Source organism: Vibrio pelagius (assembly GCF_024347575.1).
GTDB classification, from domain to species: Bacteria; Pseudomonadota; Gammaproteobacteria; order Enterobacterales; family Vibrionaceae; genus Vibrio; species Vibrio pelagius.
Window position 1 is genome coordinate 1,412,545 of sequence record NZ_AP025503.1, and the last position, 24,512, is coordinate 1,437,056.

Below are 24,512 nucleotides of genomic sequence, written 5' to 3' on the forward strand. Positions count from 1 at the left end.
ACTAACGTTTAATAAAGAGAGACGCCGACTCAATTGAGTCGGCGTTTTATTCGCTGCTTAGAAGTACTACGACACCAGAAAAGGAGCCTTCTGTCGCTGCTGGTTTTCAACAATCTTGATTTTCACTTCTTCATAAAGACGTTTATCGCTACTTGATAATAGCTTGTACTCTTACAAAGCGTGCTTGTTACGTTGCTTATCTGAAAACCTTTCTTTGGTTTCCAGAATCATGCTGAACCGAATTTTATTGCCAAAAGTAGATAATAGTCTGACTATTTACTGGCATATTGTCTGATTTATACCCCATTACAAGCCTAATACGTCTAGCTGATCACAGATTCTAACTCAAGGTCATTGCACAATAGGTTTTGCACCAATATAATATAATCATACAATAACACATTACTTGAGTTTAGGAGTTAGTTATGACAAAACCTGTCATTGGTTTCATTGGCCTTGGTCTTATGGGCGGCAACATGGTTGAGAACCTACAAAAACGTGGTTATGAGCTAAACGTTATGGATCTTAACAAAGACGCAGTTGCAGCTTGTGTAGCTCGTGGTGCAAAAGAAGCAACTTCTGGCAAAGAACTTGCGGAAAACAGCGACATCGTAATGCTTTGTCTTACAACGTCTGCTGTTGTAGAAAAAGTGGTATACGGTGATGACGGTATCCTAGCGGGTATCAAAGAAGGTGCAACACTGATTGACTTCGGTACTTCTATCCCAGCTTCAACTCGTAAGATTGGTGAAGACCTTGCAGCGAAAGGCGCTGGTATGATTGACGCACCTCTAGGTCGTACACCAGCTCACGCGAAAGATGGTCTACTAAACATCATGGCTGCAGGCGACATCGAAACATTCAACAAAGTTAAGCCAGTTCTTGACGATCAAGGTGAGAACGTATTCCACCTAGGCGCACTAGGTTCTGGTCACGTAACTAAGCTTGTTAATAACTTCATGGGCATGACGACAGTAGCAACAATGTCTCAAGCATTCGCAGTTGCAAAACTGGCTGGCGTTGATGGTCAACAGCTGTTCGACATCATGTCTGCAGGCCCATCTAACTCTCCGTTCATGCAGTTCTGTAAGTTCTACGCAGTAGACGGTGAAGAGAAGCTAGGTTTCTCTGTAGCAAACGCGAACAAAGACCTTGGTTACTTCCTAGAGATGGTTTCAGACCTAGGTACTGAGTCTCTAATCGCTGAAGGTACGTCTAAGAGCCTACAAGCTGCAGTGGATGCAGGTCTAGGTCAAAACGACGTACCAGTACTGTTTGATTACTTCACTAAGCTAGAGAAGTAATACAAATAAGCCCTGCTCATGAGAATTTTTCTTCCTTTTCTCTCATGAGTAGGGTTGCTTATTTGTCTGATTTATTTATCAGTAAGCACTCTCTTAAAGCACGCATATGCGTGCTTTTTTATGTTCTGCCTTCAATTGCTTCACCTCTTAGCACCAATTCGAGTGCTAACGTAATCTCATCACTCTTAAAAATCTTAAAAACCATCAATTTATCTGTGTCTGATCTACGGAGACGGAAACTCCATGTTACTCTTAAGCCATAATTGAGTTGGAAACAGTGAATTTTCACTTGTGAATATCGGTATTAAGAGAGGTAGGCATGAAAGTGTCTAAGAAGGAGCGCAGAATCATTGGCAGTGCGCTCGATGAGTGGCAATCTCAAGGTGTTTTGACACAAGAAGAGCATGACAAACTAGAGAGTACCTTCGAGGTATCGGCTTTTGATTGGACCCAGATTGCTCGTTACTCGTTCACCATTGCGGTGACATGTGTGGTTTTGGCAACCTTGTCCTTTGTGTTTGATGAATGGTTGATAGAGCTGTTCAAGAGCATCTTCACTGCACCAGAACTAGCAAAGAGTCTGTTCTTCTTCGCGGGAGCTATTGGCTTTTACGTGTTCGGTATTCGTAGAAGGAAACTTTACCCAAGTAAAGTCTTGGCTAATGAGGCGCTGTTCGTTCTCGGGATGATCAGTACTGCGCTGTCGATCTTTTTCCTTGGAAAGGTTATAGAGACAGAGAACCTAGCGCCGCTGATTCTACTAGCTTCAGCGATTTATGGTTTGATTGGGCTCTGGCTGCCTTCGCAAACAGTCTGGATATTCGCTCTGATAACGTTAGGCGCATGGTTTGGTTTTCATTCCTATCAAGTTCAGAGTGATGGTTACTATCTAGGCATGAATTACCCGTTACGGTTTGCATTGTTTGGTGGAGTATTGCTGCTGGCGAGTCTCTACGGTTTGCCAAGAATCAGAGCGGCGATGGAATTTGAGAGTGTGACTAAGTTTGTTGGCTTGCTCTATTTCTTCTTTTCTCTTTGGTTGCTTTCGATATTCGGCAACCATGCTGATTTCAGTATTTGGTTAGATATAGAGCAGATCTCGATTCTGTATTGGTCTGTGCTGCTTCTGGTGGCTTCGTTTGTGGCACTCTATCTTGGATTGAAACACCATGATGATATGACCAAAGGAGTCGCTTTGGTGTTCATCTTCTTGAATCTTTATAGCCGTTTCTTTGAGTACCTTTGGGAAGGTATGCACAAAGCCCTGTTCTTCGCGATTCTCGCGGTGAGTTTCTGGTTGCTAGGGACGAAAGCAGAGAAGATCTATCAGTTAAAGTTACCCAAGGCTTGATGTGTTAGGAAAACATGTCAGACAATATTAACAATTGATATTAATTATCATTAAACTTATCATCTGGGAGATTCTTGATTAAGGTGAATATTCACCCCTTTCGACTCTGTTCCCTTGATCAATGTGACTCTCTACGAGAGAAAGCAAGAGCCTCGAATCTACGGAGGCTCTTTTTTTGACTTCAATTCACCACTGTTCCGAGTTAAACCCTAATGAATCTGACTCATAAAGATTACTTTAAGATTGCTTTTCCCTTCATTGTCTCGACTGTTACGCAACCTTTGCTTGGAGCGGTAGATACTGCCGTTATTGGCAAACTCGGTGTCGCTGAGCTGATTGGTGGTGTTGCAATCGGCACCGTCATCATGAACACATTGTACTGGTTGTTTGGCTTTTTCCGTGTCAGTACAACGGGTCAGAGTGCTATTGCACTTGGCAGAAACAGTCACTCAGAGCAGGCGAGCAGTCTATTTCGTCCATTTGTATTGGCTTCGTGCGTTGGATTAATGTTCATAGCGCTGCAATCACTGATTTGGATGGGCGCAGAATGGATCATATCCCCAGATGCCGCTGTGGGTGCAAATGCCAAGATCTATTTTGACATCATGATTTATGGCGCTCCATTTGTACTCTTGAACTACACCATTATCGGCTGGTTAATGGGGCAGGCCAAAGCCAAAGAAACTTTGTTCACGCAAGTGTTTGGTAACGTACTTAACATCGTATTGGATATCGTGTTTGTTCTCTATTTTGATATGGGGATTGCAGGCGTTGCAGTTGCAACACTGATTGCACAAATTACAACGTTTGTTATTGGAGCTGGCTTTGTCCTTAAGACATGTCAATTCTCGCTGTTCGATCACTTAGGCACAGCAAAGATGTCCAATAAAGACTTGAAAGTGATCATGTCATCGAACATGGATCTGTTACTTCGTACCATTTGTATTTTGGTTTTCTTTAATATGATGGCGCGCGTAGGCTCTCAGCTTGGCTCTGACGTGTTGGCAACGAATGCGATATTGATGCAAGTAACTTTCATTGTTAGCTACATGTTCGATGGTGTTGCTAATGCTTCGAGTGTGTTTGCTGGTAAAGCGGTAGGGCAGAAAAATCCGAAGTTGCTTGACAGTGTGATTAAGTTAAACATTCAGTGGACGTCGGCATTTATTGCAGTACTGACTCTTCTGACTCTGGTGTTTAAAGAGCAAATCGTCACGCTATTCACCACGCTACCGGCACTGAACACTCTATATCTTGAAATGAGCCCTTGGTTACTTGTATTCCCACTGGTGGCGGGATTCGGGTTGACTTTCTATGGTATTTTCACCGGTACAGGAACAACGAAACCAGTCAGAAATTCAAGCTTTATCACGTTAGTCGTGTTCTTAGTAGTGCTGCTTATAACTGTGCCACAGTGGGGAAACCATGGCTTATGGCTAGCCTTTACGCTCTTTTATGTTGGACGTTTTGTTTTCTTATATCCATCTATCCATCAAGTGCGAGAAAAGTGTTTATAGTTGTATTTTGTAAACCATACGTATTTATCTCATAGTATTGAACCCCAGACCAATCAAGGGCAAGTGAGCTTGCCCTTTGTTCTTGAGCCCCAAAAAACAGGCAGATTTAACTCTTACGGGATGTTTTCTTAGCCAAGTAGTCATGATAATATTGTTACGTTATATTATTACAGACTAAGCTGTCGTGAATACACAACCAATACTCGCCGTAAACCAACTTCAAATCTCAGATTCTCATCAATCTTTTTTTCGCAACATCTCTTTTACTCTAGCTGAGGGTGAAGTGCTTGCGGTTATGGGACCATCAGGGATAGGTAAGTCTATGCTGTCTAAAGCCGTAGCTGGTTTTTTGCCAAAAGATGTCTTCGCCAATGGGGATATCTTGATTAATGGTAGGGAAGTCAGCACGCAAGCGATGCTGCAAAGAGAAGCAGCTCAGAGACCAGCGGTGATTTTTCAAGACGCGTTACAAGCTCTCAACCCATTGGCTTCAGTCGAGCAACAGCTTAGTTTAGCCTTAACGGGCAACAAAACGCGTCTCAACTCGAATCACAGATCAACCGTATCCACACTGCTTGACCAACTCGGTTTCACTGACGCTGACATGGCTTTAAAGCAGTATCCAAGTCAGTTATCTGGTGGTCAAAGACAACGTATATGTATTGCCATTGCTCTGCTTGGTCGAGCGAATCTACTTATTGCTGATGAACCAACCAGTGCGCTTGACCCAATTACCGAGTCAGAGATCCTTACTCTATTTAGAAACAGCATTCAGCAAAGAAATATTGGCGGAATGTTGATTACTCACGACTTATCTGCAGCGCTCGCTTGCGACAAGCTGCTGGTGATTGCTGAAGGTACTATGGTGGCTTACGGTACTCCCAAAGAGGCGATTACATCAAGCAACCACGAGTTCTGCCAACAACTGGCTCAACTGTTTCCGTAGTTCAGAGTCGGAGTCCCTTTATGCATAGTCATACTCAACCCATGTCCGCACAAGTTCGTTTTGAAAATGTGAATGTACATTATTACTCGAAGCCTACATGGCTTGGAGGTAAACCATTCAAAGCGCTCGATCAACTTGACCTGAGTATCGAAACTCAGAACTTGGCGATTGTCGGGCCATCAGGCGCCGGTAAGTCTACTTTGATTGAACTGCTTTTCAGTTTACGCCGACCTACGTCGGGTGAGGTGTATATCTGTGGGCAACCGCTCTCATCAAGTTCAGAAAAGCAGCGCAGAGCGTTGTGCCAACACATCCAGCTTATTCCACAAGAGCCGCAATCGAGCTTGAACCCTTACTACACGGTGGAGCAGTTGTTATTAGAGCCTCTTATCAGCATGGGGCTTACTGACAATAAAGAGCAAAAAATTGAAAAGGCACTCAGAGATGTTGGACTTAACGAATCACTGTTAACTCGCCCGTCAAGACAACTCTCCGTTGGACAAGCACAGAGAGTCGCCATTGCTCGCGCTCTGATTGTAGAGCCGTGTGTGCTGGTGGCCGACGAGCCAACCAGTAGCTTAGATCCAGTAAGCCGACAGCAGGTCCTAGACTTGTTTGTATCCATCCAGCAAAGACGCCAAATGCGACTGATCTTGGTGACTCACGACTTGAATGCAGCCGAAGCGTTGTGTGATGAGATCTTAGTGCTCGACAAAGGCAAAGTCGCTGAACACGGCGATGCTAAGCAAGTGATGAAACAACCCAAACATATGACCACTCGAGCTTTATTGAGTGCGCAAAAAACGAATCATGAATACACAAAAACCATTGGAGAGGTCTCGTATGCACCTTAATACGCCAAAGTTAGCAGTAGCGCTAGCTCTAAGCACATTACTAACAGGTTGTTTTGATTCCGAAGAGAAGAAACAAGACGCTGAACAGGCGGCGGCACCAGTTGCTGAATCATCAGAAATCCGTGTTGCGATGATGCAACCGCCAAGAACCGGCCTTTCACCTCTATCTGACGACGCATTCAAGCTGTCTCGTTGGAGCACGGCTGAAACATTGGTAAACCTAAGTGACCAATCGGTGGCGGAGCCTATGCTAGCGACCAAATGGGAACAAGTTGACCCAATGACTTGGACTTTCAATGTGCGTAAAGGCGTTAAGTTCCATGACGGCTCAGATCTCAACGCTGCGGTTGTCGTAAACTCACTTCAAAAAGCGTTAGATGCAGCGCCGAAACCACGTATCCTCGATGGTATTGAGTGGCAAGTTGAGGCGATTGGTGACTTTAAAGTTCAGATAAAAACAACGTTTAATGATCCACTGCTGCCAAGCCGTCTATCAAGCCCGCAGCTTTCTATTCTTTCTACAGCGGCTTACCAAGAAGATGGTCGCGTGAACTCAATTAAAGCGGGTACTGGTCCATTTATCCTAACCGAAATCAACGGCACAACGAGCGCGAGACTGACACGCTTTGATGGCTACTGGGGCGAGAAAGCGAAAGTTAAAAACATCTTGGCAGAATACGTGCCTAACGGCTTCGCGCGTGCAGCAGCTCTGCGTACTGGTGAAGCGGACGTAGTAGAAGCGGTTCCAGTCTCTCAAATTGCAATGATGGATAAATCTCAACTACATGAAGTTGCGATGCCACGTACAAACACACTATACCTAAATAATCAGTCTGAAGTGTTTAGCCAATTTGCTCTGCGTAAAGCGGCAGGTCAAGCGGTGAATCGCGAGCAAATCATTGAAACGGTTTACGAAAACCATGCAGATCTTGCTAAAGGTCTTTTAGGGCCAGCACTGGCTTGGGTACAACCAGTACGTGATAAGAATCCACGTATGGAAACCATGGAAATTCGTCAAGCTAACGGTGAGAAGATCACTATTGGTACCTTTACCGACCGCGCTGAACTGCCGGAAGTCGCAGTACTTCTAAAGCAGCAACTAGAAGCGGCAGGTTTTGTGGTTGAGCTAGACATTCGTGAATATGCTCAAATTGAAAACGACGCACTTGCAGGTAAGTTTGATGCCTTCATTCTATCGCGTGCGACGGTACTAGATTCGGGTGACCCAGTTGCTTACATGCAGAGTGACTTCAGCTGTGACGGTTCATTTAACTTAGGTCAGTTCTGTTCTGAAGAAGTGGATGCGGCACTAGACCATGCTGACCGTCAACCACTAGGTGAATTGCGTCAGCAAGCGATCATTGAAGCTGAGAACTTGATTCTGGGTCAATACGCAGCGATTCCTTTATTGCACGAACGTGTGATTCAAGGCGAAAGCGACAAAGTGAAAAACGCACAGCGTGATCCACGTGAACGTCGTCTTATCGACCAGTTTACTGAGGTGAACTAACGCAATGTCACTTGTTGCCAACATGCGCCTCAATTGGGGCGCTTGTATGCCATGGCTTTCACGCTTAGCTTCTCTGAGCGTGGTGGTGGTTTTAGTGGGGCTAATGCCCGATATAGCTGGGATTGACCCAAGTCAGGCGATCTTGCGTGCGCGAGCAGGTGCTCAGCAGTTAATGACGGCTGAAGCACTGCAAGCGATTCGTGCTGACTTGCAACTAGATCGTTCTGCCACAGAACGATTGTGGGACTGGCTGGTGTTGGCTGCGCAAGGTGATTTGGGTGTCTCTTGGGTAGATGGTGCACCTGTTATACAGAGTGTTCAATCTACGGCGAAAACGTCACTGTTCTTGATGGCTTGTGCGCTGTCTATGACGTTAGTGTTCTGCCTTATCAGTGTCTTGTTCACCATTCATCGTTGGCAACAAAACAAGCTTGATAATCAACACAACAGCTTAAGCTCTGTGTTGGTGTCGCTCCCTGAGTATGTAATTGCGTCACTCCTTATTTTGGTATTCGCAATTTGGCTAGGTTGGTTTCCACCTTACGGTTGGACCAGCACCCAAAACCTCTGGTTACCGACCCTAGCGCTCGCTTTACCTGCAAGCGGTCTATTTAGCCGACTATTGAATGACAGCTTGATTCGAGTTCTTGATGAACCTTGGGTTATCACTTGGCTTTCGGCTAACATCAGCAAATTCCAGATCTTGAGGTTTGCCTTGTGGCGAGCACTTAGCAACCTTATTCCACAACTGGCCATGATTGTGATTGGTTTGACTGGTGGTGCGGTGGCAGTTGAGCAGATCTTTTCGATTCCTGGTATTGGTCGCTTAATTCTGGGCGCGGCTAAGTCGCAAGACCTTCCATTGCTTCAAGGTGGTCTATTGGTATTGCTCGCATTCTCGATTCTGATCAGCAGCGTTAGCATCATGATCCAGCGTGCTTTGCTCGGACACAGCGCGACCAGCGGTAAGTTGATCAGCAGTCACAGCACGTTTCGTTTCACTCAGAGCCGCACAAAAAGAAATGCCAGCTTAACCATCTTCGTTCTGCTTATTGGTTGTGCCGGTTGGGCGCTGATCCGCGATCCTTACCTCATCCAATTTCCTCGATTAGCCTCCCCGAGTCTTGAAGCACCATTTGGCGCTGATGCGGTAGGTCGAGATTTACTTGCGAGAGTCGGAGGAGGGATGTTCTCGACCATGAAAATGGGAATACTCGCAACCTTCTTGAGCTTGGTTATTGGACTGTTGCTTGGATTTGTGACTCGTTACAGCCAAGGTCTTATTGAGATCACTAAGGCAGTACCTTATATCGTGGCAGGTCTCTTGGTGGCTGGTTTAACGGGGATGAACCCGAACAGTGCCCTGATTGCTATCGTGTTAGTGTCTTGGGCACCGTTAGCGGCGCACTGTTCAAGCTTGGTTTTAGAAGCAAAGGCTCAGCCGTATACGCATTTGGCTCCTGTTTGGGGAACCAGTCGTCTACGTGTTTTGCGCTATTACTTGCTCCCTTATGTTCTGCCGCCACTGATAAGGCATGCATTGTTAAGACTGCCCGTTATTACGTTGAGTTTAACGTCTTTGAGCTTTATCGGCTTGGGAGCGAAGCCACCAGAACCAGAATGGGGCTTACTGATTGCAGAGAACCTACCTTACATCGAGCGTTCTGCGATTGGTGTTATCGCGCCGATTGCTGGCCTTGTCATGCTCTCTGTTGCGATCAACTTGTTATTTGATGATTAGTTTTTGATAGCGACTTATTCGATGACGATCTGCCAACGGTAAACGCGACACAATGACGAAAGAAAAGCCTCTTGATTCTGTATGACAAGAGGCTTTTCTATTTGTGACGTATTTTAGAATGAGAAACTTGGTACTCGCTGTTTATTCTGCATTGACCAGTATTAGACCTTGGTATCCTCCAATTTGAACTTGGGTGACCGGATCTCCGAGTCTTCCTCTAGCATCTACAGGTCTCATCGGCTTACCCAACTGAATCGTAATCAAAGGTTCTGAAAAATAACTCATATTTCTTCCATGAAAGTTGGTTCGATACAGCACTAAACCTTTTTCAAACTGACGTGCGAGAACCATCTCTTCTGGTCCGCCATTGACGACTTGATTCTCCGATTGGTAAGCGAAGTAAGTATGGGTAGGCATGACATGGGTCATACCATTGGGTAAATCTTGATGAACTAACTCGGTCATCGCACTATCACCAACAATCGTGTAATCGGCAGCATAAGGCGTCGATGTTGATAGCATGAGTGGGATTGCATTGTGATTACTCGGGATCGCCCCTGAAGGCGCACCTATGTCCACCTTCAATAAAGAAGTAGGTTGGTAGGCAATGTTTTGAGCAATGCCACTGGTGTAGTAATTACCACTGGTGGTGTTATGACTCCCATACAGATAGCTGCTATTCCACTGATTAAAGTAGCTGCGATCCGTGTGATGATTGAGGTAGTAGATGGCAAGGGCAGAATACTGGTCTTGTTGCCAATTTTCTTGCGTATTCCCAAAATATTGAACTCGACCATATCGTGTCGTAGCTTGGAAAATGACGCTACTACCAGACTGAGCTAACGCTGAGTTATCCCAGAATTTAGATATTCCCGCATAACCACTGAAGCCAGTAGTAGGGAAGAGATAATGCTCGCGTAGATACAGAGAGCCTGAATCGGCGAGATGAGATTGCCCGTTTCGACCATAAAGATTTGCCGTCCCGATATTCAAACCAACAAGTGTTTCGGGTTGATCGGCTGCAAGTCTGTTTAGGAACGACGAGAAATGGGTCTTGTATAGAGAGTCTGCTTCGTCAGAGCCCGCTATCGCTTGTAACTCGGTAATGTTACCTCCGGAATATACGAAGAATTGATTACTGCCCAATAGTTTATTAGTGTCATCGTTGTAAGCCCCATTTAAGCCTTGTTCTACCCAATTTGTCGCGTAGTAAGTCGACATAGCCTCTTGATAGTCGTTGTTAGCCAAATTTGTTAATGCCCAAGATGAGGATTGGTTCCACATGCGGCCGAAAGGGATAACCCGAGATTCCCAGCGAAAACGCGCAGTTGCATTTTTGTTTGTACGAGCTTTGTATTCAGAGTTTGATAAATAGTTGTCGTTGTTGATGTCTGCTGATTGATCAAAGCCTCTGATCTTTCTCCATCTCTCGATTGTTCGACCATCTGGCGTCGTTTCAGTTGCGTTGGTGAGTTTCACCGTTGGGAAAGAGTTTTTGAGTTTTATTTCTTTTAGACGCGGTCTGTGCTCTGGTTCGTTCCATCGAATGCGCACCACATACAGTCGGCCACCATCACGAAGATATTCAGAACCAAAATATTGCCCTCCGCCATAACTGGCACCGCTGCCATCGTGCGTCGTTGCGCGCTTCCAATCATCCGGCATGTTCCAAATCACAGCTTGGTTTTTGGTCATGTTCAGGGTCTTATCTTTCTTGATCGAAATGGTTTGCCATTGGCTAGCTTGACCGTGCTGGTCGATAGCATTTGGATACTCAATGGAGAAGCTTCCGCCGGTCGCAAATTGAGAAAATTTCAGCGTTAAGCGATCAAATGGCTCGGAGTGATAAATGTAAAGAGCACCGTTGTTTGCAGTGTGCTCAAAGACATCGGCATCCCAAGGCGGTTGTTGGTATAACCAAAACCCTGCGTGTGATTGATCGACAGTGTATCCAACAATCATAGGCTTTCGGTTGAGGATGGTGTTTTCACCGTGCGTAGAATCTACCTCCGCAATCACGGTGTCTTCAGAAAAGTGTAGGAAGAAGTCCTCATAGTTTAGGTCGTTGGCTTCAGCGTAGTGTCTAAGTTCGTTTTCTACCCAACTTGAGTTGATCTCTAGTTTCTGGTTGTACATGTAACCCAACGTATTGCTGCGAGCGTTGTCAGAGGGCTCACCATAAGAGCCGAAAACAATATCACTATTGCTCAGCTCCCAATCAATGAGCTCTTGGGCTGTCAGATCAACACCATTGTGATTGGTTGTAGATTCGTGTTGGCCTGGAAGGATAAAAGCGGTGCCAGCAGAGGGAAATTCAGTTGAAACCGCACTGAGTGAAATCGCCATCAAAGTGGCTGCCAAAATAGTTTTAGTCATTCCCACACTTCCAAATCCAAAAATTACAGCAAAAAGCGATACGTCAAATTGACAATCAAATTAGGAAAAGTATTGGTGATTGAATCTGTGGGATCAAGGTAAAGCCAAGTACGAAAAGGTATGCAATCAGTTTAAATTTAAGTAAATCAGGTATCTAGAGTGGTGATTTTTTGGTGTTTTCTGTAGTTCTTATCGTCAATATTGGAGGGTAGTATCGGTTATGGATTCTCAATTTGAGAATTTTGTCGAGGTTGAAATCGCCCTAAAAATGAATGTCACTGTCGTAAGTGGTCATAACAAGGTGCGTTAACCTAACTGACGTTATGACCACGAAGATAAAAAATGCAGTGTTATTTCGCTTTGTATTTATGCAGTAGATCCCAAGGGATATGACACAAGTGGTGATTCTCTGGATGAAGTGACAAATGGTGCTGGTGGATATCGTCACTTGGAACAAAGTTTGTCAAAGGCAAAACCTCTAGAGCAATTCGATCGGCATCGTCTCGAGCTGTAATGATTTGCTTGGCTTGCTCAACATGGTTCGGCTGTTCACTATAAATACCAGTTCGATACTTCTCGCCAATGTCATTTCCCTGCTTGTTCACACTGTATGGATCGATAATCTCGAAAAGGTGATGTATTAGCGTTTCTAAAGCGACCTTTGTCGGATCGAAAGTCACTTCTACACATTCGGCGTAACCATCGTAATCGCCTTGAGTTGTCGTATTTGTACCATTAGCACGCCCAGCCTTGGTATCAATAACTCCGGGTACGTATTTAATAAACTCTTGGACTCCCCATAGGCAGCCACCAGCCAGGTAGATTTTTTCCATTACACTTTGCTCATATAACTAAACCAGGACCATGTTAATGGGTCATAGTTGTTGAATCCAGTCAGCAGGTGAGGGAGACCTCACTTGGTAGCATGAATTAACTATTGCCACATCACCAAAATAGCGGCAATCGCGATAAAGAATAGGGCAAGCATATCTTTGTGCTTAACCGGCTCTTTAAGCCAGAATATCGAAATCAACATGGTGAAAAACACTTCTATTTGCCCGAGTGTTTTTACATAAGGCACTGCCTGCAGCGACATTGCGCTAAACCAGCCAAGTGAACCCACAAAGCTCGCAATACTGGTCATGATCACCAATTTCGGCTTGGTGAACATGAGTCTTAATGTGTCGTGGTCTTTTAAAAGCAAATACGTTAATAGCAGTAGGGTTTGCGTCAGAATGACAATGAATAAAACCCACGCTGCACTGTGTGGAAATGGCAAGTTAAGGCTCAAGCTCGCCTCACGGACCCATAGCGATGTCAGAGCAAAAGCGGTACTACAAGCTAGACCGATTGAAGCGGTTTTTAGAGAGACACTGCGAACACCATTGGCACAACTAAGCAGAAATACCGCGACCATACCAAAAGCGACGCCAATCCAACCGAGTAGTGTTAATGAAGTGCCAAAAAATAGTATCCCCAATATTGCTGAAACGGGGGCTTCGCTCTTCGCCAGTCCAGCACCAATCGCAAAGTTACGTTGCTTAAACAACACCACCATTAAACCTGTGGCGACGATCTGCATAATAGAAGCGCCAGCCAAAAAGAAGTAAGAGTGCCCAGTAAACGTTGGCATTGGAGCATCTTGGTATTGGTACAGGCAGACCAAATAGAGTAGGGCGAGTGGGCTTGCCCAAAGAAAACGCGCAAGTGTTACGCCTGAAACGTTCAAGGTTTGACTTAAGCGGCTTTGAAAAGCATTTCTCCATGCTTGGCTCGAAGCCGCAAGCACAGTGAACAGGATCCATTCCATGGTTATCGTTCCTTGGGAAAGGGAAAAGGAGCAGCGTGGGATTCACGCTGCTTGGTACTGTTTTGAATACAGTCTTATAGGTAGCGAGCTTTCAAGTGCTCTTGGAAGAACTTGGCGTTCAGCGTTTCACCTGTCGCGCCTTTCACTAACTCATCCGTTGTGAGTAGGCTTCCTTTGCTCCAGATGTTGTTCTCCAACCAGCTAAAGATCGGCGTAAGATCACCAGATTGAATTACTTGGTCAACATCGACCGTTTGCTTCATCGCTGTAATAAACTGCGCTGCATACATTGCACCTAATGTGTAACTTGGGAAATAGCCAAATGCGCCGTCAGTCCAGTGAATGTCTTGCATACAACCGTTAGTGAAATTCCCTCGAGTGCTAAGCCCTAGGTAATCTTGCATCTTTTGATTCCATAGCTCAGGTACGTCGGTATGCTTGATGTTGCCGTTGATCAGGTCGCGTTCAATCTCATAGCGCAGGATAACGTGCGCTGGGTAGGTGAGTTCGTCGGCATCAACACGGATAAAGTCTTTCTTAACGCGGGTGTAGATCTTCTTGAAGTTCTCTTGTTCGAATTCTGGACCGTTGAAGTGGTTACCTGCCATATGAGCCAAATGTGCAATGAAAGCGTCGCTGCGGCCAATTTGCATTTCGAAGAACAGAGATTGAGACTCATGAATACCCATTGAGCGAGCTTCGCCTGCTGGTGTGCCCGCTAGTGCTTTTGGTAAACCTTGTTCGTAGCGTGCGTGGCCAGTTTCATGAACAATGCCCATTAGCGATTGTACAAACTCTGACTCATCGTAACGTGTGGTAATACGGACATCTGAAGGTACACCACCACAGAATGGGTGAACACTTTCATCCAGTCGGCCATGTTCAAAGTCGAACTTGAGTAGTTTCATGACTTCAAGGCCAAGTGCTTTTTGCTTGTCTGTTGGGTAGTGACCTGCAGGAGCAATCAGCTGTTCGGTCGATTGCTTTTCGATAACTTGATCGATCAAACTAGGAAGCCAAGTTTTTACATCGCTGAAAAGAGCATCAAGTGAGGCTGAACTCGTTCCTGGTTCGTAGATATCCAGCATTGCATCATAAGGTGTTAAGCCTGCAGCATCGGCTCTGATTTGTGCTTCTTCACGAGAAAGCTCGACAACTTCACGCCAGTTCTTTTCGAAACCAACCCAGTCGTTTTCACCACGTTGTGTTCGCCAAGCATGTTCACACTTCGAACCAGCTAAAGACTTTGCTTGCACTAGCTTTTCAGGAAGAAGGTTTGCTTGTTGCCATTGTCTTTTAATCTCACGCAGCGACGATTTTTGTTCTGTATTTAAGTTTTCATTCTCAGCATCCGCGATCCAATCAGCCAGTTGAGGTTGCGTCATAAGACCGTGAATATGAACGGACAACTCTGCCATTGCTTCACTACGAGCTTGATTACCACCTGCAGGCATCATAGATGCGGCGTCCCAGCCACAAATTGCAGATAAATGTTGGAAGCGTGAACATTTTTGAGAATGTTCAACCAGTTTTTTGAATGCGCTCATCATAATTCCCTGAGAATAAAAGAATGAGTTTAGCAACCAATGGCATAGCGACCAATAGGTTTGTTCTACAAAGCGACCTCGGTTGTAAATAATTTGTAAACCATAGAATAAGAATCAAGCTTAGTGGTCTATAAAAGAAGTCGGTGGGAGTAATACAAAGCTTAACAAACGAGGATGAATTGAGTTAATCTGCAGCATATTAATTGTGCTTGCCTCTGTGTTGTTCATTTTAGATATCAGTAGGCAAACTAAGCGTTTATTTTGCAAGGATGCGGTTATGATACTGAACTTTGAAGCCTTTGTTGTGGCGATCACCATTTTGACTTTGACCCCTGGGCTGGACACAGCTGTGGTGATTCGCAACACCACCCGTTCTGGAGTGAGAGATGGTGCGGTAACAAGTTTTGGCGTTTGTTTAGGTTTGTTTGTACATGCGACTTTCTCTGCGATCGGTATTTCCGCGATTCTTCTGCAATCAGCGGAACTATTCCAAACGGTAAAGCTAATTGGTGCTGCGTACCTAATTTGGTTGGGAGCTTCTAGTCTTTATGGTGTAGTCAAAGGTAATGCAGGTTTTGAGGTGTCGGATGCGAAACACGATCAATTGAGTGTATCGCGCTCTCTTAGAGAAGGTTTTCTTTCTAATGTGTTGAACCCAAAAACAGCGGTCTTTTATCTAGCATTCTTACCGCAGTTTATAGATCCTCAAGGTTCACCATTTATGCAATCTATGCTGATGGCTGGAATCCACTTTATGATCGCTATGGTGTGGCAGTGTGGCATCGCTGGTGCAGTAGGCTCAGCCAAACAACTCTTCAAGAGTCCTAAAGTGATCGGTTGGATGGAAGGCGTCACAGGGGCAGTACTGATCTCATTAGGCATCAAATTGATTCTGGAAGAGCCGCCAACGCCAACAGCTTAATTACTGAATTCTAAAGACAAAATGAAGCCGAAGTGTTCTACTTCGGCTTTTTTTGTATGTTTGAGATTATCAATCTGATCGCTTAAACCATCGATGGTTTATCTGTTCTGCTTGGGTCGCTTTTCATCGTCATTTGGTTAAAGAACTGTTTGGTTTCTTCAATCACGACTTGGCGTAACAATATCAAACCGATTAAGTTCGGTATCGCCATCAAACCATTGACGATGTCTGCCAGTAGCCAAATCACGTCAAGCTTTAAGAAGGCTCCTGAGGCAACTAATGCAATGAAGATAACCTTGTACGGTAGAACTGCTTTAGTGCCAAACAGGAAAACAACGCAGCGCTCGCCGTAATAGTTCCAACCTAAAATGGTCGTGAAAGCAAAGAAGATAAGACCAACAGACACCAGCATTGGACCAATTGTGTCGGCGTTAAGACCAATAGCAAAAGCGTGCGTCGTCATCGCTGCACCTGAAAGATCCGTTTGCCATGCACCGGTTAAGATAAGTGCCAAACCTGTCATAGTACAGATGATGATGGTGTCGAAGAAGGTACCCGTCATAGAGATAAGACCTTGCTTAACACATGAATCAGTCTTAGCTGCTGCAGCTGCCATAGGTGCACTACCTAGGCCAGATTCGTTCGAGAATACACCACGAGCAATACCCGATTGAATGGCTAGCATGATACTTGCCCCTAGGAAACCACCGGTTGCTGCCGTATTAGTAAACGCCGAAGTGATCACCAAACTAATAGCATCTAATAGTTGGCCTGCGTTCGATATCAGGACACTCAAACAGGCGACAATGTACATAACAGCCATCGTTGGAACGACTTTACCGGCTACTTTCGCGATTGACTGGATACCGCCTAGTGTTACAACAGCAACAAGTAGGGTTAATACGATCGCAGAGAGCTCACGAGAAGCCCCAAAAGAGATTTCAGTTGCGTCTAGAATCGCGTTCACTTGCGGGAAAGTACCGATACCAAAACAGGCTACGCCAAGTGCAAATACAGCGAATAGAACCGCTAAGATACGAGAACCAACACCGTATTGCAGGTAGTACATTGGTCCGCCGACCATCTCACCTTTACTATCGACTTTGCGATATTTAACGGCAAGAAGGCACTCTGCATACTTAGTCGCCATACCGAACAGAGCAGCGAGCCACATCCAAAAAAGCGCACCCGGTCCACCAAGTTTAATCGCAGTAGCAACACCAACGATGTTACCAGTACCGATAGTTGCGGAAAGGGCAGTACATAAAGCAGCAAAGCTAGAAACATCACCATGACCAGATTTGTCTTTGGTGAACACCATTTTCAGAGCGGTTGGTAGGTGTCTAAACTGGAGTAAGCCCAAGCGAAAAGTAAAGTAGATACCTGTACCAACGAGCAAAGCAAGCAGCGGTGGTCCCCAAACAAGTTGGTTGATGGTTTGTAATGTTTCTTGTAGATAGTTCATAGGTTCCCCTTAATAAATAAAAATTTAAGGAGAAGAGTGAAAGGGCAGTGCTGATCAATGAGATCGCACCACTTAATACATTATTACTGTAGTTAGTGTTCTGAATTAAGGTTGTTGCTTTCCACTCCTCTGTCCTTTTGCCTGAGAGTTTCACTTAGCGAAAAACTTACTGAGAAGTTTTAGTCTCTAAGCTTGCTCCTTCGGCGGCCGCTTGCTACAAAAATCGTAGTACGGCTCTCTCCAGAGGTTCCTCCAACGACAGTCCTCACTTTGCTGATTTTTTATCAGCATAAAGCACCTGAAAGATTTACTTCTTCGGCGGGTCAACCTAACTAAATGTTAATATTTAGTTAAAAACCACTCTCCTGCAGTCTTCATCGGAACAATTACCCACATGAATAGGTAATCTGTACGCGTATCCTAGATCAGAAAAAGTGTGATGTCAGTAGTAAAACATCTGTTTGCACAAATCTTGTTCAACTAAATGATCAAACAACGTGACTCTGACGTAACTTGCTTATTTAAATGGTATAAAATAGAGAAACAAGGAGGAGTTATGACTCGACTAATCGCAATTGTTTTTTTATTGGCGTTGGCGTTTGTGCTGTTTCGTTATCGGACCAACGAAAAAGTGCAGAAAAGCGTAGTGATTGTCATCGTAGGTGGCTTTTTGTTGTATACCGCAAGCTTAATGTTTTCTGAACTGACGCGCTGAAGCTGAGTAGCGACTTTTTTGATAGGAAGTACGCTGGACCAAGAGTAGTACTCGTTACTGATAACTTCCCAGTGACATTGTAACCTTTAATGAATTGGAGTAACCCTGTGAGCCAACAATCTGGGCAAAATGAACAAGACGAAGTGGTTGTCATTGAAGAGCGTGACAAACGCAGTCAGCTATACATTGGTATTGCCGCCGTTATGGGTTTAGCCCTTGGAGGTCTGATTGGTTCTTCGGTTACAGCATCGAAATGGGAGTCAACTTATCAAGTTTTAGAGTCTCGCTATCAAGAGCTGAACAACAGTAAGCAGCAGTTGGTCACACAAGTAGAAGCTAAGGTAGCTAAAGTCGACTCCGAAATTGGCAATCAAATTGAAGCGGCTCTGCAAAAACAAGCAGAGGCGCACCAGAAAGAGCTGGACGAGATAAAAAAACAGACCGCTGTTCTTGAAAAGGCTAATTACTCTTTAGAGCAACAACTGAACGATCAGAAAATAGCACTAGAGCAGTCAGAACAAAAAAATCAAAAACTTAACCGCCAAGCAGACATGCAATCGACCATGTTTGAGCGCTCACGTGAACTGTTCCGCAAAGAGCTTCAAATCACACAGGCTCTTGAAGCGTTAGAGGCGGAACGTGATAGGCTAGAGCCAAATTTAAAGCCGCTTAAGAAGCAGTGTGATACGTTCCTTGAGGGGACATCTTGGGACGCGAAATCAGACTCTTGCGACAAGCTTGATGCTGCTAATTCTCGCTTGAGCGATATCAGACAGATGATCGAAGTTCATAAAATGGACCTTCAGCAAATTAAAGACCTGACTGAAGAGATTGGTTTGTAGTCTTCTGATCTTTTCTAAATTCTATTAAAAAAGTCCATGTCATTGTTTGATATGGACTTTTTATTATTTTCTCAATAGGAACTTGGTGTTAAAACAAGCTTCTATTTTCCGTATGTTTTGATCTCGCCAGACTTTACTCGAGCTACGAATGAGTGAAGTTCTTTTTTCACCACAGGCATTAGGAAGTAAAGACCAAGGATGTTAAAGATAGACATCGCGAAGATAGCCGCATCTGAGAAGTCGATTACCGCACCAAACTGAATTGTCGCACCAATCACAACGAACACACAGAACATCACTTTGAACACAAGCTCAGTTGTTTTGCCTTCACCGAACAGGTAAGTCCACGCTTTTAGACCGTAGTAAGACCAAGAGATCATAGTCGAGAAAGCAAACATGATAACAGCAAGAGCAAGAGTGTATTTGAAGAAGCCGGCTGTTTCAGTAAACGAAGCGGCTGTTAGTGTTACACCTGTTAGACCTGAACCATCGAATGGGCCTGTGTTTAGACCAGCGATAGTGATAACAAGTGCTGTCATTGTACAGATTACAACGGTATCAACGAACGGTTCTAGTAGTGAAACAAGACCTTCTGTGATTGGCTCTTTAGTCTTAACCGCAGAGTGAGCAATCGCAGCAGAACCTACACCAGCTTCGTTCGAGAATGTCGCACGTTTCAAACCTTGGATTAGGGCACCAATGAAGCCACCTACAACACCTTCACCAGTAAATGCACCTGTAAAGATAGCGTTGAAAGCTGGGCCTACTTGATCAAGGTTAGAACCGATAACAATAAGAGCCATACCGATGTATAGCGCTGCCATCCAAGGCACAACACGCTCAGTTACAGAAGCAATCGAAGGCATACCACCAACAATTACAGAGAAAACCAAACCTGCTAGAACAAATCCTGTAATGATGCCGTATTCACTTGGGATGTCGAATGCGTAAGTTAGCATTGCGTGAGCTTGGTTGGCTTGGAACATGTTACCGCCACCCAGAGAACCCAGAATACACATTAGAGCGAAGCCGATAGCCAGCGCTTTACCTAGTCCGCCCATGCCACGTTCGCTTAGACCTTGGCTTAGGTAGTACATTGGACCACCAGATACGACACCTGAAGGTAAGATGGTGCGGTATTTAACACCTAAAGTACACTCACAGAACTTTGATGCCATACCAAGAAGGCCACACAAGATCATCCAGAATGTTGCACCTGGACCACCAATTGCTAGAGCAGCACCCACACCTGCAATGTTACCAAGACCGACGGTTCCGGAAAGGGCAGTAGCTAACGCTTGAAAGTGAGAAACCTCGCCGTCTTCTTTGGTATTAGGATCTGTGTATTTGCCTCGAATAATATCGATGGCCATGCCCACGCGCTTAAATTGAACGAAGCCAAAATAAACCGTAAAAATGAGTGCTGCAAGCAATAGCCAACCCACTATGATTGGAAAGTTAGCTTCGCCAACAGGCACACTTTTGAATATTAATCCAACGAACCAACCAGTATATTCGTTGAAAAAACCATCAATACTTTGGCTTAAATTACTGATTGTTTGATTAAATGACCCTTCTTCTGCAAATGCTGTGGAACTGAATAATAATATAAACCCTAAAAATAATGCTTTTATGTTTTTCATGGTTTTCCCTGTCTTCTACTAAATTTTGTTTACTGCTGTTGAGCTTGCTTTCTATTAACTTTTATTTTCAATAAGTTACCTATTTACTTGGTTGGCGACAAACGGCTTGTAGCCAACTCAATACTTCAAATAAATATAATTACTGAACAAGTTTTATATGGATATAGCGTCTCTGCGTGAATAAGGTCGCTCTATTTTTTATAACTGACCTTGTTGATAATCCTATACATAAAAATAATGTCATCAAAGAAATTTTTACAATTAATTTACATTTGTTTGGGGTTAGTCATCGTTTTTAGTAAGTCATTGTTTTAAAAATGCGACTCTTGGTCTTTTAGTATGTACATCAGTTTGCATGTTGACCAAAACGGATGAATTTGTATTGGGCATGTTGATAAAGAGAGTGTTTTGAGCTTTATGTTGGGCTCTTGGCGCGGCAAAAATCTGGTAGTAGTGGTGGGGAAGTATGAGTAAGTTGAATCTTATATTTTTTCTGAAACACAGTGATAACTTTTATATTTGTGTTACTTTATATTTAACCAATAAAAAGCCCTTTATCATAAAGGGCCATTCGAAAAGTAATCGTTAGTGTGCGTTATTTTTATAAATCACAAAGCCTATCGCTGGTCGTTATTCGCTATACCCTGAGGTTCGTCTCTGAGATTTGTGAAACAACTTAATTGCTAACAACGAAGACCAAAGCACGATTTGTCCCCAAAGGAGCGTCCATTGTGGCGCTATATCTTGCCAAGTAGCACCCATCTGATTTATCCCAAGAAAGCCTTGTATTGCTGGGGTACTAGGAAACAGTTGCGACAGTCCTACCAACCAAGTTGGCATCATCTCTACAGGCCATATAAAACCTGAGGAGAAAATCAAAGGCATCGAACTGATCAAAACAACGACAGTGACCCACTCTCTTCTTGGCACAAATTCACCAATCAAGATACCAACTAAGCAGCTACCGACTAAGAATGGGAGCAGCAGTGTAAGCAATTGACCATGAGTTGCCAGTGAGTTAATACCGTAGAATTCGAAGCTCGCCCCGAAGTAATACATGGCGAGTAGGTAATAGATGCTCACGAGTACACAGCAGCGAGCGACAATCAGTTTTAAACCTGATACCCGAGACCAATATCCTTGAGTTGCTTGGCTATTTTGGGTTGCTCCGATCAAGCCAGATGCCATAGCGAGGGTTTGCTGAAGTATTAAAACAAACACAGCTGGTACAACGTAATCGATGTAGCCCATACGACTGTTAAACGTTGGTTTAAGGTTAAGACTGAATGCATTATATCCATTGGCAGCACTCTCTAACGGCACGCCTTCAACGAGTAGGTGACTGACTTTAACCTGAGCGGCGAGTGTGCCACCTGCTTTAGCCAAGCCCTCGATGATAGTACCGTACACGAGAAAGAATGAAGCATCGCCCGCATACGATAGTGTTGGGCTTTTACCTAGCAGCAGATCTTTGTAGAAGTTCTCTGGAATCACCAAAAAGCCGCCGATTTCCTGATTCAGTAGCGCTTGCTTGGCGTCTGCAAGACTAAAATCACGACGAGTGATGTCAATTTGAGGTGTCGCATCGACCATACGCTCGAGTTGATAACTGCTCTGGCTTCGATCCAAATTGACCACTGATGCTTTTAATTGCTCAGGGGTTTGCTGCGCGTAAGGCAGAGGATAGAGAAAAGAGTATAAAATCACCCCACCAAAGACGGTTAATAAAACGACAGGGTTTCGAACGACAGATAAGATCTCGTGTTTAATGAGTTCGATGAAACTGATTGGTTTCATTATGCGGCTCCATTCACAGGTTGTGCGTTCAAATGCTTGCGAATCAGAAGCAGTGTTATGATAGCTGGTATCACGTAGCCGAGCATTGGCAGCAGCTGCATTATGGTTTGCGCGACATTGATACCATAACTCGACAATGCGGTTTGAACTTCAATATAGTGACTGATTGGCAATAGGCTACGCCATGCTTGTGCGGCTGTATTCATGTCTGTTACTGGAAAGGTAATGCCCATAAATGCAAAGCTTGGTGCGGTAAAAGCACCTGCAAAGCTCATGGCTCTCGCGGGATCAAGTGTCAAAAAGAAGAAGGCACTACCCATGATCATGCAACAAATTACGGTGATCAGTTGTGCGAACATCAGAGCTATGAAACTCCCGTGATAAGGCCAATCTAAAAACAGGTAAAACCAAGTCATAAAGCCAATACCAAACACGAAGAACAGCAGAGTGTAAGGCAGCAGTGCAGAGGCAAGCGCTTTGACCGGTGATTTGCCGAGCCACTGTTTAAACGCTCTTTCACGACAATTGGCTGCTAAAACCAATATGGTCCCAACGACAATCATAATTTGCCACAGAGCTGGGATGATTGCCGACACTAAGAACTGTGAATAGCTGGTGTTTTTATTAAATAGGGGAGTAATTTGGCTTTGAACTGTCACGGCTTGGCCAAGTGCTGATTTAATCGTTTTGTCGCCGTGAGATAACTGCTTGGCGACTTCCACTTGAGCATTAAACGTTCCTTGTACTTGTAACAGAGCGGAATTGACCAGTTTTCCAATCAGAATAAATTGACTGTTGTAAAACCCAGACACTTTAGGGTTCATCCCAAGGTAGATATCGCGCTCAAAATGTTTAGGAATGATCACGTAGCCATAGATATCACGTTTGATCATGGCTTGTTTAGCTTGGTTAATATCCGTGTATTTTTGCGTGACCGCCAAGGTCGGAGATGCATCAATGAAACGGACAAACTGTTGTGAAAGTTGACTATGGTTTAAGTTCACCACAGCAACTGGCAAATCGCGAGCAATACCCTGAGAGAATATCAACCAGATACTCGCCGTCAGAATCAGTGGAATCCAGGTGAGACTCGATAGCAACCATTTGTCTTTGCGCACGATTTGCCACTGGCGAGAAAATTCGTTGCCAGTGGTGTCAACATCGCTGTGTTGAGAAGAGTAAGACATAATTGCCCCTACAGCTCAACGACTAAACTCATACCCATGCGTAACGTATCTTTGTTATCGATAGGGCGAGCTTCAATTTCAAATGTTCTTAGGTCAAAGCCTTGTGCGGCATCCGTTGAGCGCCAAGTTGCAAAATCACCCATGACAGCAATATGGATAACTTCGAATGTCACTGTCTTATCAAGTGCAGGCAAGTAAGCGTCGAATTGAGTGCCTTTTTCAAAGTGCTTGAGGTGGTCTTCTCGAACATTGAGTACAGCCCAAGCGTCTTGCGTGTCGATCACTGTGACAACAGGGAAGCCTTGAGGTGCCAACTCACCACTGCTCAATAGCACTTGAGCAACTTCACCATTAAACCAGCTGTGGATTTGTGTATCTTTGGCGTAAGCTTCAACTTCAGCAACAGCGCCTGCAGCCATCAACGCTTTTTGAGCCGCTGCGACTTTGGTTTCATCACGAGCGCCTTCTTGAGCCAGTTTATACATTTGAAGAGCGGCACTTTCTGTGTATTTTGCTGCTTGCCATTGAGTTTCTGCTTCATCACGTTTCTGTTCTGCGACCACACCATCTTTGTAAAGGTTGTTTACTCGTTGGTAAGTCTTCTCCATTAAGTCAGCGGCAGCTTTTGCTTTTAGCCACTGATCTTTCGCTGCTTGGATTTGTTGCTCACGTGCGCCTTTCTCAGCTTCTTGTGCAAGCGCGCCTGCAGCTTTCTCTCCGGCTTTGGCTTGCTCTAGCTTCGCATCGATCTCAGGGCTCAATAATGAGAAGATCAACTGACCTTTTTCAACGATATCTCCTTTACGAACAAATACTTGGTCTATACGCCCTGGCACTTTGGAAGAGATGCTGTATTGCTGAGCTTCTATCTGACCTTGAATCCTAACAGGTTGCGGTAAATAAGCTTGATAGAAGCTGTACCCAACCCATCCGATAATGCCAATACCGATGATTGAAGCGATAAGTGGTTTAACAGATTTCATGA

Annotated in this window: 19 protein-coding genes and 1 riboswitch; of the genes, 10 read left to right on the forward strand and 9 right to left on the reverse strand. The window is 44.5% G+C overall.

All coding sequences use genetic code 11. From position 1 onward, the window contains the following. The first annotated feature begins 425 nt into the window (after positions 1 to 425). The 7 genes from vsple_RS06205 (at position 426) to vsple_RS06235 (ending at position 9,223) form a co-directional block, all read left to right on the forward strand. Positions 426 to 1,304, forward strand: a complete 879-nt coding sequence (locus tag vsple_RS06205; RefSeq protein ID WP_255230853.1) for an NAD(P)-dependent oxidoreductase — start codon at positions 426 to 428, stop codon at positions 1,302 to 1,304. A 319-nt stretch (positions 1,305 to 1,623) separates the two neighbouring features. Then, positions 1,624 to 2,655: a hypothetical protein gene (locus tag vsple_RS06210; RefSeq protein WP_261882987.1), complete on the forward strand. Its 1,032-nt coding sequence runs from the start codon at positions 1,624 to 1,626 to the stop codon at positions 2,653 to 2,655. Between the two features lie 212 nt (positions 2,656 to 2,867). Then, the gene (locus tag vsple_RS06215) at positions 2,868 to 4,172 is read left to right on the forward strand and encodes an MATE family efflux transporter (RefSeq protein ID WP_261882988.1); all 1,305 of its coding nucleotides are present in this window, start codon (positions 2,868 to 2,870) and stop codon (positions 4,170 to 4,172) included. Positions 4,173 to 4,356: 184 nt separating this feature from the next. Further along, the gene (locus vsple_RS06220) at positions 4,357 to 5,118 is read left to right on the forward strand and encodes an ABC transporter ATP-binding protein (RefSeq protein ID WP_261882989.1); all 762 of its coding nucleotides are present in this window, start codon (positions 4,357 to 4,359) and stop codon (positions 5,116 to 5,118) included. A 20-nt stretch (positions 5,119 to 5,138) separates the two neighbouring features. Beyond that, entirely contained in the window at positions 5,139 to 5,972 is an 834-nt protein-coding gene (locus vsple_RS06225) for an ABC transporter ATP-binding protein (protein WP_261882990.1), read from the forward strand. Further along, on the forward strand, positions 5,962 to 7,482 hold the full coding sequence (locus tag vsple_RS06230; RefSeq protein WP_261883133.1) for an ABC transporter substrate-binding protein: 1,521 nt from the start codon (positions 5,962 to 5,964) through the stop codon (positions 7,480 to 7,482). The genes vsple_RS06225 and vsple_RS06230 overlap by 11 nt, the downstream gene beginning before the upstream one ends. A gap of 4 nt (positions 7,483 to 7,486) precedes the next feature. Continuing rightward, the gene (locus vsple_RS06235; protein WP_261882991.1) at positions 7,487 to 9,223 is read left to right on the forward strand and encodes an ABC transporter permease subunit; all 1,737 of its coding nucleotides are present in this window, start codon (positions 7,487 to 7,489) and stop codon (positions 9,221 to 9,223) included. Between the two features lie 141 nt (positions 9,224 to 9,364). On the opposite strand, the gene vsple_RS06240 is transcribed toward vsple_RS06235, so the two are convergent. The 4 genes from vsple_RS06240 to vsple_RS06255 all read right to left on the reverse strand — a co-directional run bounded on the left by vsple_RS06240 (position 9,365) and on the right by vsple_RS06255 (position 14,956). Next, complete coding sequence (locus vsple_RS06240) at positions 9,365 to 11,599, reverse strand: hypothetical protein (RefSeq protein ID WP_420833790.1); 2,235 nt, start codon at positions 11,597 to 11,599, stop codon at positions 9,365 to 9,367. Between the two features lie 350 nt (positions 11,600 to 11,949). After that, complete coding sequence (locus vsple_RS06245; RefSeq protein WP_255230850.1) at positions 11,950 to 12,432, reverse strand: peptide-methionine (S)-S-oxide reductase; 483 nt, start codon at positions 12,430 to 12,432, stop codon at positions 11,950 to 11,952. Between the two features lie 101 nt (positions 12,433 to 12,533). Further along, positions 12,534 to 13,409, reverse strand: a complete 876-nt coding sequence (locus vsple_RS06250) for a DMT family transporter (RefSeq protein ID WP_261882992.1) — start codon at positions 13,407 to 13,409, stop codon at positions 12,534 to 12,536. Between the two features lie 74 nt (positions 13,410 to 13,483). Then, positions 13,484 to 14,956 carry a carboxypeptidase M32 gene (locus vsple_RS06255; protein ID WP_261882993.1) on the reverse strand — a complete coding sequence of 491 codons (1,473 nt, stop codon included), beginning with the start codon at positions 14,954 to 14,956 and terminating at the stop codon, positions 13,484 to 13,486. 277 nt (positions 14,957 to 15,233) lie between these two features. Here vsple_RS06255 and vsple_RS06260 point away from each other — a divergent pair, with 277 nt between their 5' ends. After that, a complete protein-coding gene (locus vsple_RS06260; protein WP_261882994.1) occupies positions 15,234 to 15,878 on the forward strand; it encodes a LysE family translocator in 645 nt (214 codons plus the stop codon). Positions 15,879 to 15,960: 82 nt separating this feature from the next. Here vsple_RS06260 and vsple_RS06265 read toward each other — a convergent pair whose 3' ends face one another. After that, the gene (locus tag vsple_RS06265; RefSeq protein ID WP_261882995.1) at positions 15,961 to 17,343 is read right to left on the reverse strand and encodes an alanine/glycine:cation symporter family protein; all 1,383 of its coding nucleotides are present in this window, start codon (positions 17,341 to 17,343) and stop codon (positions 15,961 to 15,963) included. Positions 17,344 to 17,462: 119 nt separating this feature from the next. Continuing rightward, positions 17,463 to 17,597, reverse strand: a riboswitch (glycine riboswitch). A gap of 302 nt (positions 17,598 to 17,899) precedes the next feature. Here vsple_RS06265 and vsple_RS06270 point away from each other — a divergent pair. After that, a complete protein-coding gene (locus vsple_RS06270; protein ID WP_032549183.1) occupies positions 17,900 to 18,058 on the forward strand; it encodes a hypothetical protein in 159 nt (52 codons plus the stop codon). Between the two features lie 107 nt (positions 18,059 to 18,165). Next, positions 18,166 to 18,900: a chromosome partitioning protein ParA gene (locus tag vsple_RS06275; protein ID WP_261882996.1), complete on the forward strand. Its 735-nt coding sequence runs from the start codon at positions 18,166 to 18,168 to the stop codon at positions 18,898 to 18,900. Between the two features lie 101 nt (positions 18,901 to 19,001). Here the strand turns inward: vsple_RS06275 and vsple_RS06280 are convergent, their stop codons facing one another. The 4 genes from vsple_RS06280 to vsple_RS06295 form a co-directional block, all read right to left on the reverse strand. Continuing rightward, on the reverse strand, positions 19,002 to 20,543 hold the full coding sequence (locus tag vsple_RS06280) for an alanine/glycine:cation symporter family protein (RefSeq protein ID WP_255230844.1): 1,542 nt from the start codon (positions 20,541 to 20,543) through the stop codon (positions 19,002 to 19,004). Positions 20,544 to 21,173: 630 nt separating this feature from the next. Then, positions 21,174 to 22,331, reverse strand: a complete 1,158-nt coding sequence (locus tag vsple_RS06285; protein ID WP_261883135.1) for an ABC transporter permease — start codon at positions 22,329 to 22,331, stop codon at positions 21,174 to 21,176. A gap of 8 nt (positions 22,332 to 22,339) precedes the next feature. Next, on the reverse strand, positions 22,340 to 23,527 hold the full coding sequence (locus tag vsple_RS06290; RefSeq protein ID WP_261882997.1) for an ABC transporter permease: 1,188 nt from the start codon (positions 23,525 to 23,527) through the stop codon (positions 22,340 to 22,342). Positions 23,528 to 23,535: 8 nt separating this feature from the next. Next, positions 23,536 to 24,510: an HlyD family secretion protein gene (locus vsple_RS06295; protein WP_261882998.1), complete on the reverse strand. Its 975-nt coding sequence runs from the start codon at positions 24,508 to 24,510 to the stop codon at positions 23,536 to 23,538. Between the last annotated feature and the right edge of the window lie 2 nt (positions 24,511 to 24,512).